This is a genomic window from Streptomyces sp. NPDC026417 (assembly GCF_055567695.1).
In genome coordinates this window covers 176691-193683 of the sequence record NZ_JBVHPY010000002.1, presented here as the reverse complement: position 1 = coordinate 193683, position 16993 = coordinate 176691, and the positions used below count along the sequence as shown (strand labels likewise).

Below are 16993 nucleotides of genomic sequence, written 5' to 3'. Positions count from 1 at the left end.
CCCGTCCCCGGTGAAGGAGTGACCGACGACCGATGAGTGCCGATGGGATCGACATGCCTGCCGTACCTCCCGCGCTCGGGGGCACGGCAGGCGTGCGGGCACATCACTGGATCTGGGAGTACGAGGGGTACGAACCGGCGGACGAGCGGTTGCGCGAGTCGCTGTGCACGCTCGGGAACGGCTACTTCGCGACCAGGGGTGCGGCCCCCGAATGCGCGGCGGACGCCGTGCACTACCCGGGCACCTACGCGGCCGGGTGCTACAACCGGCTCACCTCGGACGTGGCGGGACACCAGGTCGAGAACGAGGACATGGTCAACCTGCCCAACTGGCTGCCGCTGCGCTTCCGCACCGGCTCCGGGACCTGGCTCACGCCGGACTCCCACCCCGTCCTCGACCACCGCCAGGCCCTCGACCTGAGCTCCGGCACCCTGGAGCGGACCGTGCGCTACGAGGACGAGGAGGGCCGGTCCCTCGTCGTGCGGCAGGTACGCCTCGTCCACATGGCGGACCCTCATGTGGCGGCGCTGCGCACCGAGTTGACCGCGCACGGCTGGTCCGGGGAGGTGGAGGTCGAGTCGGCGCTGGACGGGACGGTCGCCAACAACGGTGTCGACCGCTACCGTTCACTGGCCTCGCGGCACCTCACCCATCTGCACACGGGGGCGTCGGGGTCCGACAGGGTCTGGCTGTCCTGTCGTACCAGCACCTCGGAGGTGCGGATCGGCCTCGCGGCACGCACCCTCGTGGACACGCCCGTCGCGAGCAGTGCCGCCCACGGGCGGGGACGGGCGGCGCAGCTGCTGAGGATCCCCCTGACCGACGGCTCCACGGTGACCGTGGACAAGACGGTCGCCCTGCACACCTCGCGTGACTCCGCGATCAGCGATCCCCTGCACGCCGCCCTTGACCGGGTCGGCCGGGCCCCCTCCTTCGAAGCGCTGCTGGCCTCGCACCGCACGGCCTGGAGCCAGCTGTGGCGCAACGCCGAACTGGACGTGCCGAACAGCGCCGGGCCCGTCCTGCGGCTGCACCTGTTCCACGTGCTGCAGACCCTGTCCCCGCACACCGCCGACCTGGACGTCGGCGTGCCGGCCCGCGGACTGCACGGGGAGGCCTACCGGGGACACGTCTTCTGGGACGAGCTGTTCGTGCTGCCCTACCTCAACCTGCACTTCCCCGAGGTGTCCAGAGCCCTGCTCGGCTATCGCCACCGGCGCCTGGAAAAGGCCCGGCTCGCGGCCCGCGACGCCGGGCACACCGGCGCGATGTACCCGTGGCAGAGCGGAAGCGACGGACGGGAGGAGACGCAGCAACTGCACCTCAACCCGCGCTCCGGGCGCTGGCTGCCGGACTACTCCCGGCTCCAGCACCACGTCGGCTCGGCCGTCGCCTACAACGTGTGGCAGTACTGCGAGGCCACCGGGGACACGGAGTTCCTGCACACCAGGGGCGCCGAGATGCTGACGCAGATCGCCCGCTTCTGGGCCGGCTTCGCGACGTACGACAGCACCCTGGGCAGGTACCGCATCCGCGGCGTCGTCGGCCCCGACGAGTACCACGACGGCTACCCCGGCGCCTCGCTGCCCGGCCTGGACGACAACGCCTACACCAACGTCACGGCGGCCTGGGTACTCACCCGGACCCTGGACGTCCTGCGCGGGCTGCCGGAACCCCGCCGCCGCGACCTCTTCGAGCGCACGGCCTTCGACGACGGCGAGTTCGACGCCTGGGAGGACATCTCCCGGAAGCTGTACGTCCCCTTCCACGCCGGGGTCATCAGCCAGTTCGAGGGCTACGGGGCGCTCCAGGAGCTCGACTGGGCGGCCTACCGGGCCCGTTACGGCGACATCAGACGGCTCGACCGGATCCTGGAGGCGGAGGACGACACCGTCAACCGCTACCAGGCGTCCAAGCAGGCCGACGTGCTGATGCTGGGCTACCTGTTCTCGCCCGCGGAACTGCGCGAGCTGTTCGGCAGGCTCGGGTACGACCTGGACGACGGCCTCTGGCAGCGCACCGTCGAGCACTACCTGCACCGCACCAGCCACGGCTCGACGCTGAGCAGCCTGGTGCACGGCTGGGTGCTGGCCCGTGCCCGGCGCGCCGACGCGTGGACCTACGTGCACGAGGCGCTGGCCGGGGACATCGCCGACCTGCAGGGCGGCACCACCGGCGAGGGCATCCACCTGGGTGCCATGGCCGGCACCCTGGACCTCGTGCAGCGCGGTCTGACCGGACTGGAGACCCGCGGCGGCGCCCTGCGGCTCGACCCCGTGCCGCTGCCGGAGCTGTCCGAGTACGGCTTCTCCGTCCGCTACCGGGGCCACTGGGGCGTACGGCTGCTGCTCAGCGCGGGCAAGCTGGAGATCTCCGTGCCGGACTCCGACGAGGATCCGATCGACATCGCCCTGGCGGACCGGACCGTGTCCCTGGCTCCGGGGGAGTCCTGCACCCTCTTCCTGCCGGACCACCGCTGACCGCTCACGACGGGACCACGGCCACCGGGCACGCGGTGTGCGTCAGCACGGCGTACAGCACCGCACCGAGGGCGGTGCCGCGGCGGCCCACCACCAGCAGCCCGGCGGCGGCCGAGGCCTCCACGAGGGCGGCCGCCGGCGTCTTCAGCCGGACGTCCGGCTGCACGTCCACGGACGGATGCTTCTCCCGCCACGGCCGCAGCGCGTCCGACAGCAGTTGGCTCTCCTGGTCCTCCCAGGCGCCCCAGTCCTCCTCCGGCACCGCATAGGGCATCCCCTCGGCGCCGGGGGAGGGGAACCGCCACGCGTGGACCGCCCGCAACCGGGCGCGGCGCCGCTCCGCCGCCTCGAAGGCGAAGGCCACCGCTGCGCCGGCCGGGTCCCGGGCATCGACTCCTACCGTCACCCGGTGGTACCGCCGCACACCCCAGGGGCGAGCCGCGCCGTCGGGCACCAGCACCACGGGACCGGCCGCCGACGCGGCGACGTCGTGCGCCACGGAGCCGACGGCGAGCCCGGCGAAGCCTCCCGCACCGCGCGTCCCGAGCACCGTCAGGTCGGCCCCGGCGGCGAGCGACCGCAGCGTGGGCACGACGGCCCCCGTCCGGCCGGCGCCTTCCACGCGCAGCTCCGGGTGGAGTTCCGTCAGCTGCTCCGCCCACCGGCCCGGCGTACGGCCGAGGAGGTCGGGCCAGGTGGCCGGCACGTCCTCACCCGGTGCCGGCGCGACGTGCACGAGGCGGAGGGGCCGACGGCTCAGCAGCGCCTCGCCGACCGCCCAGTCGACCGCCGCGCGGCTGCGCGCCGAGCCGTCGACCCCGACAACGATCCCATGCCCCATGGCAGTTCACCCTCCAGGCAGACGGAAGCCTCGCACCCAGGGTCTCCGGTACGGCCGCCCGTTCCCATGGGCCGGACGGACCACGGGCGGGCCGGGCGGCCCCGCGGGCGGGCGCGTCCGGCGCGTGGTCACCGGGGCCGCCGACGGGCCCGGCCCGGCGAGGTGCCGATGGCCGCGGCCGGGCCGGGCCGGGCCGATGACTTTCCGGGGCGCCGGGAGTCCTATGAGGGAACGCGGAAGAACCGCCTGTCCCGAAGAGAAGAGGACCGCTCATGGCCTTCACACACGTTCTCGCGGTCGCCCCGGTGACGGACATCGAGTCGGCGGTCGCCTGGTACGAGCGGCTGCTCGGCCGCCCCGCCGACACGCGTCCGATGCCGGGACTCGCCGACTGGCACATGTCCCCCTCGGCCTGGCTCCAGGTCTTCCGGTCTCCCGAGCACGCCGGAGGCACCCTGCTGAACCTGGTGGTCGACGACCTCGACAAAGCGCTGGCGGACCTCGCCGGACGCGGCATCACGGCCGGCGACATCCAGCCGGGCGGCGCTCGGGTCCGGTTCGCCGCCGTCCACGACCCCGACGGCAACCGGGTCACCCTCATCGAGAACCCGGTGGCCTAGGGGGTGATCCGAACGACCCCTCTCGGGGGATGTCGTTCGGCCCGGACAGCCGTGACAGGGCCCCGCGCCCCGGCGACAACTAGAGTGGCGTCATGGGGGACATCCGACCGACCTCACACTTCCACGCCGGAAACATCGACACGGCGGCGGTGGCCCGGCTGGTCTCGGCGCTGGACGCCCAGGACGCCAGTGACGGGGTGCGCCGGCTGCGCGCGTGGGCCCACGCGGCGGTGGCGGCGCGGCCCGGCGAGCGCGCCCTGGACGTCGGTTGCGGCACCGGACCGCAGACACGGGCGCTGGCCTCGGCGGTGACCGCGGACGGAGACGCGGTCGGCATCGAGCCCAACCCGGGGCTGCGCACGGTCGCCGAACAGCGGGCCGCGGCGGCCGGGAGCACCGCCCGGTTCACCGACGGCGACGCCTCGGAACTGGAGGCCGGCGACGCCTCGGTGGACGTCGTCTGGTGCGAGCGCGTGCTCCAGCACCTCTCGGAGCCCCAGCGGGCGGTCGACGAGTTCGCCCGCGTCCTGCGGCCCGGCGGCCGGGTCGTCCTGCTGGACACCGACTGGGCGACCACGCTCCTGTATCCCGGTGACCCCGACACCGTCGCGGCACTGACCTCCGGGGCGCTCGCCGCGGCCGCCGCCCCGTATGCCGGACGCCGTCTCCTCGCATGGCTCTCCGCCGCGGGACTGGTGATCGACGACCGCGGGTCACAGGCACTGCTCCAGGACCACACGACGGTGGCGTGGCCCCTGATCCGCATGCTCGCCGAGTCGGCCGTGCGCCGTGAACTGATCACCGAGGTCCAGCGGGACCGGTTGTACGCCGACCTCGGCGAGGCCGCCGAACGGGGAGCCCTGCACATGTCCGTGACGATGTTCGCGGTCGCCGCCCACCGTCCGGCCTGACCGGCCGCGGGCCAGCGTCCGCACCGCCCCGGGGCGGCGCGGACGGACCGACCGGCAGGCCCTAACGAGGCGCTTCGGGCGTGCCCGCGCGGCGCTGCACGGCCGCCTCGACCTCCGTGCGTTCCTGGCCCGTGGCCTTGGCGTACTCGGCCGCCGCGGCCTGCACGTCCCGGGTGAGGTCGCGCCAGGCGCGCCACGCGGTCTCGTACGTCTCCGTCTGCCGAGCCGTCCAGCCTCCCTGCTGCGTGGGGGCCCCGAAGCTGTCCCGCAGCTCCAGGACCTTCGCGTGCGCCTCGTCGGCTACCTGCTGCTTCTCGACCAGTTCGTCGAAGGTGTCTGCCACAGCGACGGATCTTAGGCGCGCGATCGCAAAGGCCCGCCGCGACACGTGGTGCGTTCGCGCGGTGTCATCAGGGTGCCCGTGCCCCTGCATGCGCCGGACGGCCCCTCCGGGATCGCCGTGGCCGCGCCTCGCGGGTTTGCTCCCCGGAAACGGCCGGGCACACGGGACGGGCCGCCAGCCGGTCGAACGCGGAGGTTGTCCGCCTCGCAGCGTTGGAGGTCCGTTCTCCGGCCCGGCCGCCCGGCCGCCCGGGGAGTCGGCTCAGGCGCCGTGCGCCCGGTGCGCCGTCCCTTCCGCCGCGAGGAGAGCCTCCCTGCCGATGAGGGCGGTGGACCCGGGAGCGGTGCAGGCGTACGCGCCCGCCACCGCACCCAGCCGGGCGCAGCCCAGCACGTCCCGGCCGGCGAGCCAGCCGTAGAGGAAGCCGCTGACGTACGCGTCTCCCGCGCCGTTGGAGTCCACCACCGGCGTCGGCGGGGCGACGGCCGGCACATGGTGCGGGCCGGTACCGCCGTCCCGGGTCAGGACGTAGGAGCCCTCTGCACCGGCCGTGGCGACGACGGTGTGGGCGCGACCGGCACGCAGGATCTCCCGCATGAGCGCCGGGGTGCCCGCTCCGGCGCCCGCCGCACTGAGGAAGACGAGGTCGGAGCGGAGCGCGAAATCCCGGTGGTGGTCGGCCAGCCCGTCCCAGTCGTGCAGGTCGGTGGAGACGGGGACGCCCAGGTCCTCGATGTCGTCGTACAGGAAGCGGGTGAAGTTCATGATGGACAGATGGACGTGGCGGGTGTGCCGCAGGCGGGGGAGGTAGAAGTCCCGCGGCATCCGCAGGTCCTCCGGGTCGCGGGAGTCGTAGAAGGACATCCGCCGGCCGGTGGCGTCGACCAGGTTCACCGCGCGGCGGGTGCCGGCGGGCGAGATCAGTGGGAAGAAGTCGACGTCCCCCTCGGCGAGGCGCTCGCGTACCAGTGCGCCGGTCCGGTCGTCGCCGATGCAGTCGAGGAAGCCCACCTCCAGGCCGAGCGCCCGGGTGCCCAGTGCCACGTTGCTGCCCGTGTGGCCGGGCCATTCCGCGATCGGGCCGACATGGACCGAGTCCGCCAGGGGCACCGGCAGGGAGTCGACGCGGACGACGGTGTCCACCCCGCTGCCGCCGACCACCAACACGTCGTATCCCGCCTGCTGTTGCCTCACCGATCCGCCTCTCCGCTCCCCGCCGGGCCCCAGTATGGCGGGCGTCGCCCGGGGCCCTCGGCGTCGGCATGGCCGATCGCGCGGCACTGTGGGCGGAGTCGAAGGACGACTGCGCGGGGTTGTCGGGACGCACGAGCCGTGGCCGGATAGAACCTGTACACCGTCCGCACTACGGGAGGCCATGATGATCGTCCCCTTCGGGGCCCGTGATTTTCTGGACCGCGCCACCACCGTGTACGCCGACCGGACCGGCATCGTCGACGAACCGGACCAGCCGGCGAAGCCGTGGGACGGACTGACGTACCGACGCGTCGGGGAGCTGGCGCGGGCCCAGGCCGCCGGGCTGGACGCGCTGGGCGTCCCGCACGGGGCACGGGTGGCGGTGGTCTCGCCCAACAGCGCGCGGCTGCTCACCTCGTTCTTCGGTGTCGGCGGACACGGCCGGGTGCTGGTCCCGGTCAACTTCCGGCTCACGGCGGAGGAGGTGGGCTACATCGTCGACCACTCCGGCGCGAGCGTGCTCCTCGTCGACCCCGAACTGACCGACCGTCTCGCCGGGGTGGACTGCAAGCACCGGTTCGTCCTCGGCGCCGAGTCCGATGCGGAGCTCTACCGGTTCGGCACCGAGCCCAAGCCCTGGCAGGCGGACGAGAACGCCACCGCCACCATCAACTACACCAGCGGTACGACGGCCCGGCCCAAGGGCGTGCAGATCACCCATCGCAACATCTGGGTCAACGCGGTCACCTTCGCGCTGCACGCCGGCGTCACGGACCGGGACGTCTATCTGCACACGCTGCCGATGTTCCACGCCAACGGTTGGGGGATGCCGTTCGCGATGGCGGCCCTGGGCGTGCCGCAGATCGTGCTGCGCAAGGTGGACGGGGCCGAGATCCTGCGCCGGGTCGCCGAGCACGGGGTGACGGTGATGTGCGCGGCCCCCGCGGTCGTCAACGCGGTGCTCGCCGCCGCCCGGTCCTGGGACGGCGAGATCCCCGGCCGGGACCGGGTGCGGATCATCGTCGCCGGAGCGCCGCCGCCCACGAAGACGGTCGCCCGCGTGGAGGCCGAGCTGGGCTGGGAGTTCATCCAGATCTACGGTCTCACCGAGACCTCACCGCTGCTCACGATCAACCGCTCCCGCGCCGAGTGGGACGGCCTGGACACCCAGGAGCGTGCCGAGAAGCTGGTGCGGGCCGGTGCTCCCGCGCTGGGCGTCACCCTCCGCACGGACGACGAGGGTGAGATCCTCGCCCGCTCGAACGTGGTCCTGGAGGGCTACTGGGAGCAGCCCGAGGAGACCGCGCAGGCACTGGCCGGCGGCTGGTTCCACACCGGGGACGGCGGGTCGATCGGCGAGGACGGCCATCTGGCGATCAGCGACCGCAAGAAGGACGTGATCATCACCGGTGGGGAGAACGTCTCCTCGATCGAGGTGGAGGACGCCCTCTTCAGCCATCCCGCCGTCGCCGAGGTCGCGGTCATCGGTGTGCCGCACGAGAGGTGGGGCGAGACCATCAAGGCGCTGGTGGTTCTCGCCCCCGACGCCCGGGCGACGGAGGAGGAGCTGATCGCCCACTGCAAGGAGCGCCTTGCCGGGTACAAGGCGCCCACCTCCGTGGAGTTCCGCGGTGAGCTCGCCCGTACGGCGACCGGCAAGCTGCAGAAGTACAAGCTGCGTGAGCCGTACTGGAAGGGGCGCGAACGCGGGGTCAACTGACGTGACCGGAGCGGGAGTCGACGTCCCGGCCCGGCGTTCGCGAGCCCGCCGCCGGCCGCGTGCCGGGTCGGCCGCGCGCCGGACCGGTCGGCGGGCTTCGCCCTCCCGCCCCACGGTCCGCGGCGGTACCTTCACGTTGTGTACATGCCCACTTTGCCCCGGGTGACGCCCGGGGGCAGCCGCCCGCTTCCAAGATCGCGAAGTCGAGTCTCCTCGGCTGTCATGCTCTTGACGATAGGGAGTTGTCGCGTGACCAGGTCCCGGCCCATCCGTCCGGTCTTCCTCGCCCTGTCCACCGTGTTCGTCGCCTTCGGCGCGACCCTGCCCGCCCAGGCGGACGCCGGCGGGGGCACGCTGCCCGCGATCAAGCCGACGGCGGAGACACCCGCGCTCTACGACGACGAGGCCGGGGGCGACGCCAACGCCGACGACCCCGCCATCTGGCGCAACGACGCCCGGCCGGCCCGAAGTCTGGTCATCGCCACCGCCAAACAGGGCGGGCTGCGCGTCTACGACCTCGATGCCCGCGTCGTGCAGTCCATCGCCGCGCCCCCGGCGCAGTCACCCGACGACGCCCCGGGGCGCTTCAACAACGTCGACCTCGTCCACGGCCTGAAGCTCTCCTCCGGCCGCGCCGACATCGCCGTCACCAGCGACCGCGGACACGACCGGCTCCGGTTCTACCGCATCGACCGCGACGCGCCCGGCGGTCCCCTCCGCGACGTCACCGACCCGGACGCCCCGCCCGTGTTCTCCGCCGACCAGGCCGAGATCAACGACCAGCGGACGGCGTACGGCCTGGCCACCTGGACCGACCGCAGGACCGGGCGCTCCTACGCCCTCGTCAGCCGCCGGGAGCGCACCTCCGTCGCCCTGCTGGAACTCACCCCGAAGGCGGGCGGCACCGTCGGCTACCGCACGGTGCGCACCCTGGACCTGCCGTCGTCCTTCCGGCTGCCCGACGGCACCTCCTGGTCGCCCTGCGCGGAGCCCGGGGAACTGCCCCAGGTCGAGGGCATGGTCGTGGACCCCGCCGACGGCACGCTGTACGCGGGTCAGGAGGACGTCGGCATCTGGCGTGTGCCCGCCGACCTCACCGGAACCCCGGTCCTCGTCGAGAAGGTCCGCGAGTACGGCGTACCCGGCACCTACGACGAGGCGACCGAGGAGTGCGCGGCCGGCGCCGACCCCGGTTTCGGCGGCAAGCACCTGGCCGCGGACGTCGAGGGTCTGACGCTGCTGACCGAGTCCGGCGGCGACGGCCATCTCCTCGCGTCGAGCCAGGGCGACAACACCTTCGCCGCCTACGACCGCGAGGTGAGTGACGACAACGAGTACGAGGGCGGCTTCCGGGTCACCGCGGCCTCGGCTCGGCTCGACGGCTCCGAGCAGTGCGACGGCGCCGCCGTGCTCAACGCGTCCCTCGGCTCGAAGTACCCGAACGGCCTGCTGGTCGTCCAGGACGGTGAGGAGACGCCGGCCGACGGCGAACGCGAGGCCACCGGGTTCAAGTTCGTCGACCTCGGCAGGGTCGAGGACAGCCTCGACGACTGAGACCCGGTCCGGACCGTCGTCCGTCGGGCACCCCGGTCCGGACCGGCGTCGTCCGTAGGACGCTCCGCGTCCGGACCGGCGCCGTTCGTCAGACCGCCCGGCCCGAGCGCGCCGTCCAGCGTCCGCCGTGGCGGCCCACCTCGATCGGCCGGCCGAAACAGGCCGTCATCATGGCTCCGGTCAGTACGTCGGCGACCGGGCCGGACGCCTGGAGCCGCCCCTCGCGCAGCAGAAGGGCGTGCCCGATCGCGGGGGACAGCTCCTCCAGATGGTGGGTGACGGTGATCGTGGCGAGCTCGGGGCGGCCGGCGGCGAGCCGGTGCATCGAGTCGATCAGGTCCTCGCGGGAGGGCAGATCCAGCGCGTTGAACGGCTCGTCGAGGAGCAGCAACGCGGGGTCGGCCATGAGCGCTCGGGCGATGAGGAGGCGCGCCCGCTGCCCTCCGGAGCACACCCCGTAGGGGCGCTCGGCGAGTTCCTTGACCTCCAGCTCGGCCAGCAGCGCATGCGCCCGGTCGCGGACCCCGGCGTCGTAGGTCCGCCACAGCGGCTGCACCGTGCCGCTGTGCCCGGTGAGCACCACGGTCAGCCCCGTGGCGTCCTGCGGTACGCGCTGCGCCATGGACACCAGGCCGATGCGGGCGCGCAGTGCGCGCACGTCGACCCGCCCGAGGCGGTGCCCCAGCACCTCGACGGTGCCGGCGGTGGGATGCATCGCAGCGCCGATCAGCCGCAGCAGGGTGGTCTTGCCGGCACCGTTCGCTCCGAGCAGCGCCCAGTGCTCCCCGGAGCGCACCTGCCAGTCGATGCCGTCGAGGATGGCCTGGTCCGTGGTGAGACGGCGGACGCTCACCCCGTCGAGGGCGGCGACGATCCGCCCGCCGTCCGTCTTCTCCGCACGCACCGTCCGGCCTCCCCGTCATGTTCCAGCGGTCGTCCACGGCGGCCGGCGAGCGGCAGCCCCCGCGGGTGGAATCCCCGCCGCAGAGGGTAGCTGTGTCCTGCATGCACTTGTCGGAGTGCCCGCTCTCCGGACGGAGGCCGCTTCCGGCGCCGGGAAGAGCACGGCGGGCGCCTCCCCCCACCCGTCGCTACGATGGACGTGATCTTCGCGCGCCCGCCCGGCCCGCGGACGAGGGGGCCCACCGGACGTCAGGAGGCCGCCGTGAACACCCTTGCGGTGAAGTCCGCGCAGCTGGCGGGAGGGCCCCTGCTGCCCTATGCCGAGGCAGGCCGTCCCGAGGGAATCCCCGTCGTCCTGGTGCACGGTGTGGGGGACTCCTGGTGGACGTTCGAACCCCTGCTCAGGCAGCTCCCCGCCGCCCTGCACGCCTTCGCCCCCACCCAACGGGGACACGGAGACGCCGAGCGGCCCGAGGACGGCTACCTCCCGGAGGACTTTGCCCGCGACCTCGTCCTGTTCCTCGACGCCGTCGGGATCGACCGCGCGGTCCTGGTCGGCGCGTCGAGCGGCGGTGTCCCCGCGCGGATGGTCGCGGGCAGCCACCCGGACCGCGTCGCGGGGCTGGTGCTGATGGGCGTGCCGGCCACGCTCGACGACAAGCCGGGCGCCGCGCGGCTGTGGGAGACGGTCCGGGAACTGCGGGACCCGGTGCCGCGCTCCTTCGTCGAGGACCTGCTGGGCGGCATGGTCGCCCGTCCCGTCGGACGCGGACTCATGGCGACGATGACCGAGGAGTGCCTCAAGCCACCCGCGCGGGTCTGGCGCGAGACCCTGCGCGGACTGCTGGAGACGGACCTGGCGGCCACCCTCCGGGGCATCCTCGTACCGACCCTGCTGCTCTGGGGCGACCAGGACGCCTACCTTCCCCGTGCCGACCAGCAAGTGGTCCTGGACTCGATTCTCGGTTCGACGCTGGTGGTCCACGAGGGCTCCGGCCACCTCCTGTACTGGGAGCAGCCCGAGCGCGTCGTCCAGGACCTGGCCGGTTTCGCCGTCCGGGTCATGCCCCCCGGCCCGTCCGGCGGGGTTCCGCCGGACGGCGGGAGGCCGGGAAGCGGCGGCCCGGACTCCGGATGACGTCATGATCAGGTCGACGTGTAATGAATGAGTCGACGGCGTCTTCTCAGGGGAGCAGCCCATGCCCGCCACCCGTTCCACCGCAGAGGACACCGGGGCACGGGCCGGGAGGCTGCATCGGTTGGGAGCGTGGTGCGCCCGGCACTTCGCCGTCGTCATCGTGGCCTGGCTGGTCGCCGTCGTCGCCCTGCAGGTGGCCGATCGCTCGTTCGGCGGAGAGTACTCGGACAATTTCTCGCTGTCCGGCGTGCAGTCGCAGGAAGGCCTGGACGTACTCCAGGAACACGACCCGGCGGCCGGCGGCTACAGCAGCCAGATCGTCCTGCGCGACACGAAGACGCCGCTGACGTCGCTGAGTTCACCGATGGGCCAGACCGTCACGGCCCTGGAGAAGCTGCCCCACGTGCTGTCGGCGCAGAACCCGCTCCCGCCCCCCGGCTCCACCCCGCCCCCCACGTCCCAGCAGAACGTGGGCCCGCTGTCCGGCGACGGCAAGACCGCCTACATCACCGTCCGTTTCGACGTCCAGCCGTCGACCCTCGGGGACTCGTACCTGCATGGCGTCGACAGCGCCGTCCAGCCCCTGCGGGCGGCGGGCGTCGGCGTCGACTACGGCGGACCGCTCGGTGAGCTGGCCAGACCGGCACCCGACGACCGGATCAGCGAACTGATCGGGTTCGCGGTCGCGATCGTCGTCCTGCTGGTGGGCTTCGGCAGTGTCCTGGCGGCCGGCATCCCCCTGCTGACCGCCCTGATCAGCGTGGTCGGAGGCCTGGCCTGCCTCGGACTGCTGGCCGCCGCCTTCACCTTCGCCACGGTGTCGCCGACACTGGCCACCATGATCGGCCTGGGCGTGGGCATCGACTACGCCCTCTTCCTGATCACCCGTCATCGGCAGATCCTCATGGACGGCGCCGACCCCGTCCACGCCGCGGGGCGGGCCACCGCCACGAGCGGCCGGGCCGTCCTCGTCTCCGGCTGCACCGTGATCATCGCCCTCGCCGGACTCTCCGTGTCCGGCGTCGGCTTCATCGCCAAACTCGGGGTCGCGGCGGCCGTCACCGTCGTCTCGGCGGTCTTGGGCGCCCTGACCCTCGTCCCGGCCCTGCTCGGGCTCATCGGCCGCAACATCGACCGCTTCCGGGTGCGCCACCCCGTCGCGGAGACCGAGGCCGCCGAGGGGGAGCCGGCCCAGGGCACCTGGCACCGCTACGCCGAGCGGGTGCACCGGCGCCCCTGGTGGTTCCTGGCCGGCGGCACCCTCGTGGTGCTCGTGCTGGCCATCCCCCTGCTGTCCATCCAGCTCGGCCACATCGGCGACGGCGCGGACCCGAAGTCCTTCACCGACCGACGCGCCTTCGACACCATGGCGCAGGCCTTCGGGCCCGGCTCCAACGGGCCGCTCACCATCGTCATCGACCAGACGGACGTACCCGGCGACCAGCGCTCGGCACTGGCGTCGCAGGCGCAGAAGTCGCTCGACGACGTCCAGGGCGCGGCCACGACCACGAAGCTGACGGCCACCAAGGACGGCGACGTCCTGGTCGGCACCGTGTTCTCCAAGGAGGCGCCGCAGAGTTCGGTGACCACCGACCTGACGAACCGGCTGGTCGACGACACCCTGCCGCAGGCCGTGTCCGGGACCAAGGCCAAGGGCTACGTCACCGGAACCACCGCCGCCCAGGTCGACTTCCGGGACATCGTCGCGAGCCGCCTCGCTCTGATCATCGCCGTCGTGGTCGCGCTGGCCTTCCTCGTCATCCTCGTCGTCTTCCGCGGCCTGCTGGTCGCGGTCAAGGCGGCCGTCCTCAACGTGCTGTCCATCGCCGCCTCCTACGGCGTCGTCGTCGCCGTCTTCCAGTGGGGCTGGGGCGGCCCCGCGCTGGGCGTGTCGGGCACGGTGCCCATCGAGAGCTACGTGCCCATGATGATGTTCGCGATCATCTTCGGACTGAGCATGGACTACGAGATCTTCCTGCTCTCGCGCGTCCACGAGGCCTGGCTGCGCACCGGGGACGCGGGGGCGAGCGTGGCGCACGCCCTGGAGATCACCGCCCGCGTCATCACGTGCGCTGCGCTGATCATGGTGAGTGTCTTCGCCGCGTTCATCGTCAGCGACAACATCGTGGTCAAGATGCTCGGTCTCGGGCTGGCCGTGAGCGTGCTGATCGACGCGACCGTGGTCAGGCTGCTGCTGGTGCCGGCCGTGATGACACTCCTGGGCAGCCGCGCCTGGTGGACGCCGCGCTGGCTGGACCGGGTGCTGCCGCACATCGACGCGGAGGGCGAACACGGCTGACGGGCGGCCCCGCCGACCGGAGACGGACGGCCCGGCGGACGGGCCCCGTCGCCCCCGGGGAGGCCTTCGCCGTTCCTTCCCGACGTACGGCAATCCCGAGGGGCCTCGGCTTCGCCGCCGTGCCGACGGACCTCGGTCACGGACCTCTCCCGGCGCCCTGCGATGATCGAACGCAGCTCATGGCCGCAGCCGTTCGCCACCGTCGGACGGGGCCGCACCCACCGCCGGGCGGCGGTCGGTCGCGGCATCGCGGCCCCGTCCCGTGAGGAGTCCCTGGTGACGTACGACGTCGACGCACTGCGTGCGCAGTTCCCCGCCCTGAGCGCCGGCACCGCGCACTTCGACGGACCCGGCGGCACCCAGACCCCCACCGCGGTGATCACCGCCATCGCCGACGCGCTCGCGCGTCCCCTGTCGATCCGCGGGACCACCGTGCCCGGTGAGGTGAACGCCGAGACGGCCGTGCGGGAGTTCCGGCAGTCCATGGCGGACCTGCTGGGTGCCGAGTCCTCCGGGATCGTTCACGGGCGCAGTGCCACGCACCTGACGTACGACTTCGCCCGCATGCTGGCCGCGACCTGGGAACCGGGCGACGAGGTCGTGGTCAGCCGCCTGGACCACGACGCCAACATCCGCCCGTGGATCCAGGCCGCGGAGCGCGCCGGTGCCGTGGTGCGGTGGGCCGACTTCGATCCCGCCACCGGCGAACTGCCCGCGTCCGCCGTCGGCGACCTGCTCTCCGAGCGGACCCGGCTCGTGGCGGTCACGGCGGCCTCCAACCTGATCGGCACCCGTCCGGCCGTCGCGGAGATCTCCCGCCTGGCCCACGCGGCCGGCGCGCTCCTGTACGTCGACGGCGTCCACCACGCCGCCCACGACTTCGTGGACGTCACGGAACTGGGCGCGGACTTCTACGTCTGCTCGCCCTACAAGTTCTTCGGCCCGCACCACGGAGTGCTCGCCGCCCGTCCGGGCCTGCTGGAGACCCTGCGCCCGGACAAGCTCCTGCCCTCCACGGACGTGGTCCCCGAGCGTTTCGAGCTGGGCACCCTGCCCTACGAGGTCCTCGCCGGCACGCGCGCCGCCGTCGACGTCCTCGCGGGGCTCGCTCCCGCCACCACGGGCACGCGACGGGAGCGACTGCGGGCCGCGTTCGACGCCGTGGAGGTGCACGAGACGGCGCTGCGGCGGCGGACGGAGGACGGGCTCGCGCGGCTGGAGGGCGTCACCCTCCACTCCCGGGCCGCCGACCGGACGCCGACCCTGCTCGTCACCTTCGACGGCCGGCGCCCCGCGGACGCGTACCGCTTCCTCGCGGGAGTGGGCGTCCACGCGCCCGCCGGGTCCTTCTACGCGCTGGAGGCGTCGCGCCACCTGGGGCTGGGCGAGGCGGGCGGCCTGCGCATCGGCCTGTCGCCGTACAGCGACACGGGAGACGTCGACCGCCTCCTGGAGGGGCTGAGCGACTTCCTCGGGTCGTGAGGGGGAGGCCGGCCGAAGTCGTGAGGGCCGCGACCGCCCGCAGGCGGTAATCGGGGGTACCAGCATCCCAGCGGTGCACCCACAGGAGGACGCGTGACTCTGCGCACGAGCGCGACACAGATGCCGGCATGGACGCGGGCGAGGGCGGTCTGGCCGACCGCCCTGCGCAAGGTGCCCGCGGCCATGTGGAACGACAACGTCTCGGACTGGGCGGCGGCGCTGACGTACTACGCCGTGCTCGCCCTGGTGCCCGCGCTGCTGGTGACCGTCTCGCTCATCGGCCTGGTCGGTCCGGACCTGACGGACCGGCTCATCGAGCACGTCACGGCGTGGGCCCCCGCGGAGTCCGGCGCCCAACTGCACGGCGCGTTGCGGCACATGGCGGACGAACGCTCCGCCGCCCTGACGGTGGTGGTGGCGGGCGGCATCGCCTCGCTGTGGTCCGCCTCCAGCTACCTCGCCGTCTTCCGGCGCGCGCTGCACACCATGCACGGCATCCCGGACCAGCGGCCCCTCTGGCGCAGGATCCACCGGATCGTGCTGACCGCCCTGGCTCTGCTCACCCTGCTGGTGGCGAGCGCGTTCGCCCTGGTGCTCACCGGGCCGCTCGCCGAGGGGCTCGCCGAGCGCAGCGGCGCGGGGCGGACCGGCGAGGCCACCTGGTTCCTGCTGCGGTGGCCCGCGCTGGTGTGTCTGGTGGCACTGCTGGTCGTGGTGCTCTTCCGCAGCGGGCCCCCGGTGGCCCGGCAGCGGCGGCACGCGCTGCCCGGGGGAGTGGTGGCGGCGGTGCTGTGGCTGATCGCCTCCGCCGGATTCTCGTTCTACGCCTCCGGCGTCGGCGGCTACGGGCGCCTCTACGGCTCCCTGGCGGGTGTCGTCGTCTTCCTCATCTGGCTGTGGGTGTCCCACCTCGCCTTGCTGGCCGGGGCTCAGTTCGCGGTGGAGGTCAGCCGGATGCCGTGAGGGCGGCGGCCACGGTGCCGTACACCCGCACACGGATCGCCTGTTCACGGTGTGGCCCCTGCCCGGCGTGGCCGAACGGCGCGCTCCCTCACGCACGCGCACTCCCTCCCGCGGGCTCGTGCCGCCCGGCGCGGACCGCGCTCACGGGCGCGTACGAGCGCATTCCGGAAGCCCGTTCCCGAGCTCTGCCCCACGAGCCCGTGTCGGGCGTCGACTTGGGGGCATCCGGTCTTCACCACATCGACAAAGGAGATTCCATGCTCGGCATCGTGGCGGCGGTCCTGTTCTTCATCGCGTTCCTGATCAACGCGGCCGACATATCGACGAACGACGTGTTCACCTCGACCAACTTCATGCTCATCGGGCTTGCGCTGCTCGCCCTCCACGTCGCCGGCATCGGCAGCGGCTGGTCCAGCCGCAGACGGTGATGCGGCGGAACGGGGGGGGGGGGGGGGGGGGGGGAACCCCCCCTTCTTTCGGGGGGGGCCATGTTTTTGCAAACCCCCTTGTCCCCCACACACCCACCAGGTCCACTGCAAACCGCG

At 73.1% G+C, this 16993-nt stretch carries 14 protein-coding genes; 10 read left to right on the top strand and 4 right to left on the bottom strand.

Going from position 1 to position 16993, the window contains the following annotated elements:
- The first annotated feature begins 53 nt into the window (after positions 1 to 53).
- Positions 54 to 2480: a glycoside hydrolase family 65 protein gene (locus ACZ4NT_RS03610; RefSeq protein ID WP_467723563.1), complete on the top strand. Its 2427-nt coding sequence runs from the start codon at positions 54 to 56 to the stop codon at positions 2478 to 2480.
- Between the two features lie 4 nt (positions 2481 to 2484).
- Here ACZ4NT_RS03610 and ACZ4NT_RS03605 read toward each other — a convergent pair whose 3' ends face one another.
- Positions 2485 to 3321, bottom strand: a complete 837-nt coding sequence (locus ACZ4NT_RS03605) for a universal stress protein (protein ID WP_467723132.1) — start codon at positions 3319 to 3321, stop codon at positions 2485 to 2487.
- Positions 3322 to 3593: 272 nt separating this feature from the next.
- Here ACZ4NT_RS03605 and ACZ4NT_RS03600 point away from each other — a divergent pair, with 272 nt between their 5' ends.
- On the top strand, positions 3594 to 3941 hold the full coding sequence (locus ACZ4NT_RS03600; RefSeq protein ID WP_467723130.1) for a VOC family protein: 348 nt from the start codon (positions 3594 to 3596) through the stop codon (positions 3939 to 3941).
- A gap of 92 nt (positions 3942 to 4033) precedes the next feature.
- Positions 4034 to 4852, top strand: a complete 819-nt coding sequence (locus ACZ4NT_RS03595; RefSeq protein ID WP_467723128.1) for a methyltransferase domain-containing protein — start codon at positions 4034 to 4036, stop codon at positions 4850 to 4852.
- A 61-nt stretch (positions 4853 to 4913) separates the two neighbouring features.
- On the opposite strand, the gene ACZ4NT_RS03590 is transcribed toward ACZ4NT_RS03595, so the two are convergent.
- On the bottom strand, positions 4914 to 5195 hold the full coding sequence (locus ACZ4NT_RS03590) for a hypothetical protein (RefSeq protein ID WP_121409194.1): 282 nt from the start codon (positions 5193 to 5195) through the stop codon (positions 4914 to 4916).
- 261 nt (positions 5196 to 5456) lie between these two features.
- Positions 5457 to 6389: a carbohydrate kinase family protein gene (locus tag ACZ4NT_RS03585; RefSeq protein ID WP_467723126.1), complete on the bottom strand. Its 933-nt coding sequence runs from the start codon at positions 6387 to 6389 to the stop codon at positions 5457 to 5459.
- 184 nt (positions 6390 to 6573) lie between these two features.
- Between ACZ4NT_RS03585 and ACZ4NT_RS03580 the strand changes: the two genes are divergently transcribed.
- Entirely contained in the window at positions 6574 to 8109 is a 1536-nt protein-coding gene (locus tag ACZ4NT_RS03580; protein WP_467723561.1) for an AMP-binding protein, read from the top strand.
- Positions 8110 to 8358: 249 nt separating this feature from the next.
- Complete coding sequence (locus ACZ4NT_RS03575; RefSeq protein ID WP_467723124.1) at positions 8359 to 9663, top strand: phytase; 1305 nt, start codon at positions 8359 to 8361, stop codon at positions 9661 to 9663.
- Positions 9664 to 9751: 88 nt separating this feature from the next.
- On the opposite strand, the gene ACZ4NT_RS03570 is transcribed toward ACZ4NT_RS03575, so the two are convergent.
- On the bottom strand, positions 9752 to 10567 hold the full coding sequence (locus ACZ4NT_RS03570) for an ABC transporter ATP-binding protein (protein WP_467723122.1): 816 nt from the start codon (positions 10565 to 10567) through the stop codon (positions 9752 to 9754).
- A 261-nt stretch (positions 10568 to 10828) separates the two neighbouring features.
- On the opposite strand from ACZ4NT_RS03570, the gene ACZ4NT_RS03565 reads away from it, so the two are divergent.
- The 5 genes from ACZ4NT_RS03565 (at position 10829) to ACZ4NT_RS03545 (ending at position 16876) form a co-directional block, all read left to right on the top strand.
- Positions 10829 to 11704 carry an alpha/beta fold hydrolase gene (locus tag ACZ4NT_RS03565; RefSeq protein WP_183117245.1) on the top strand — a complete coding sequence of 292 codons (876 nt, stop codon included), beginning with the start codon at positions 10829 to 10831 and terminating at the stop codon, positions 11702 to 11704.
- Between the two features lie 61 nt (positions 11705 to 11765).
- On the top strand, positions 11766 to 14003 hold the full coding sequence (locus ACZ4NT_RS03560; protein ID WP_467723120.1) for an MMPL family transporter: 2238 nt from the start codon (positions 11766 to 11768) through the stop codon (positions 14001 to 14003).
- Between the two features lie 276 nt (positions 14004 to 14279).
- Positions 14280 to 15485 (top strand): cysteine desulfurase-like protein, encoded by a 1206-nt coding sequence (locus tag ACZ4NT_RS03555; RefSeq protein WP_467723559.1) that lies wholly within the window; start codon positions 14280 to 14282, stop codon positions 15483 to 15485.
- 120 nt (positions 15486 to 15605) lie between these two features.
- Positions 15606 to 16448: a YihY/virulence factor BrkB family protein gene (locus ACZ4NT_RS03550; RefSeq protein ID WP_121409189.1), complete on the top strand. Its 843-nt coding sequence runs from the start codon at positions 15606 to 15608 to the stop codon at positions 16446 to 16448.
- Between the two features lie 257 nt (positions 16449 to 16705).
- Entirely contained in the window at positions 16706 to 16876 is a 171-nt protein-coding gene (locus ACZ4NT_RS03545; RefSeq protein ID WP_183117244.1) for a hypothetical protein, read from the top strand.
- Positions 16877 to 16993 lie beyond the last annotated feature (117 nt).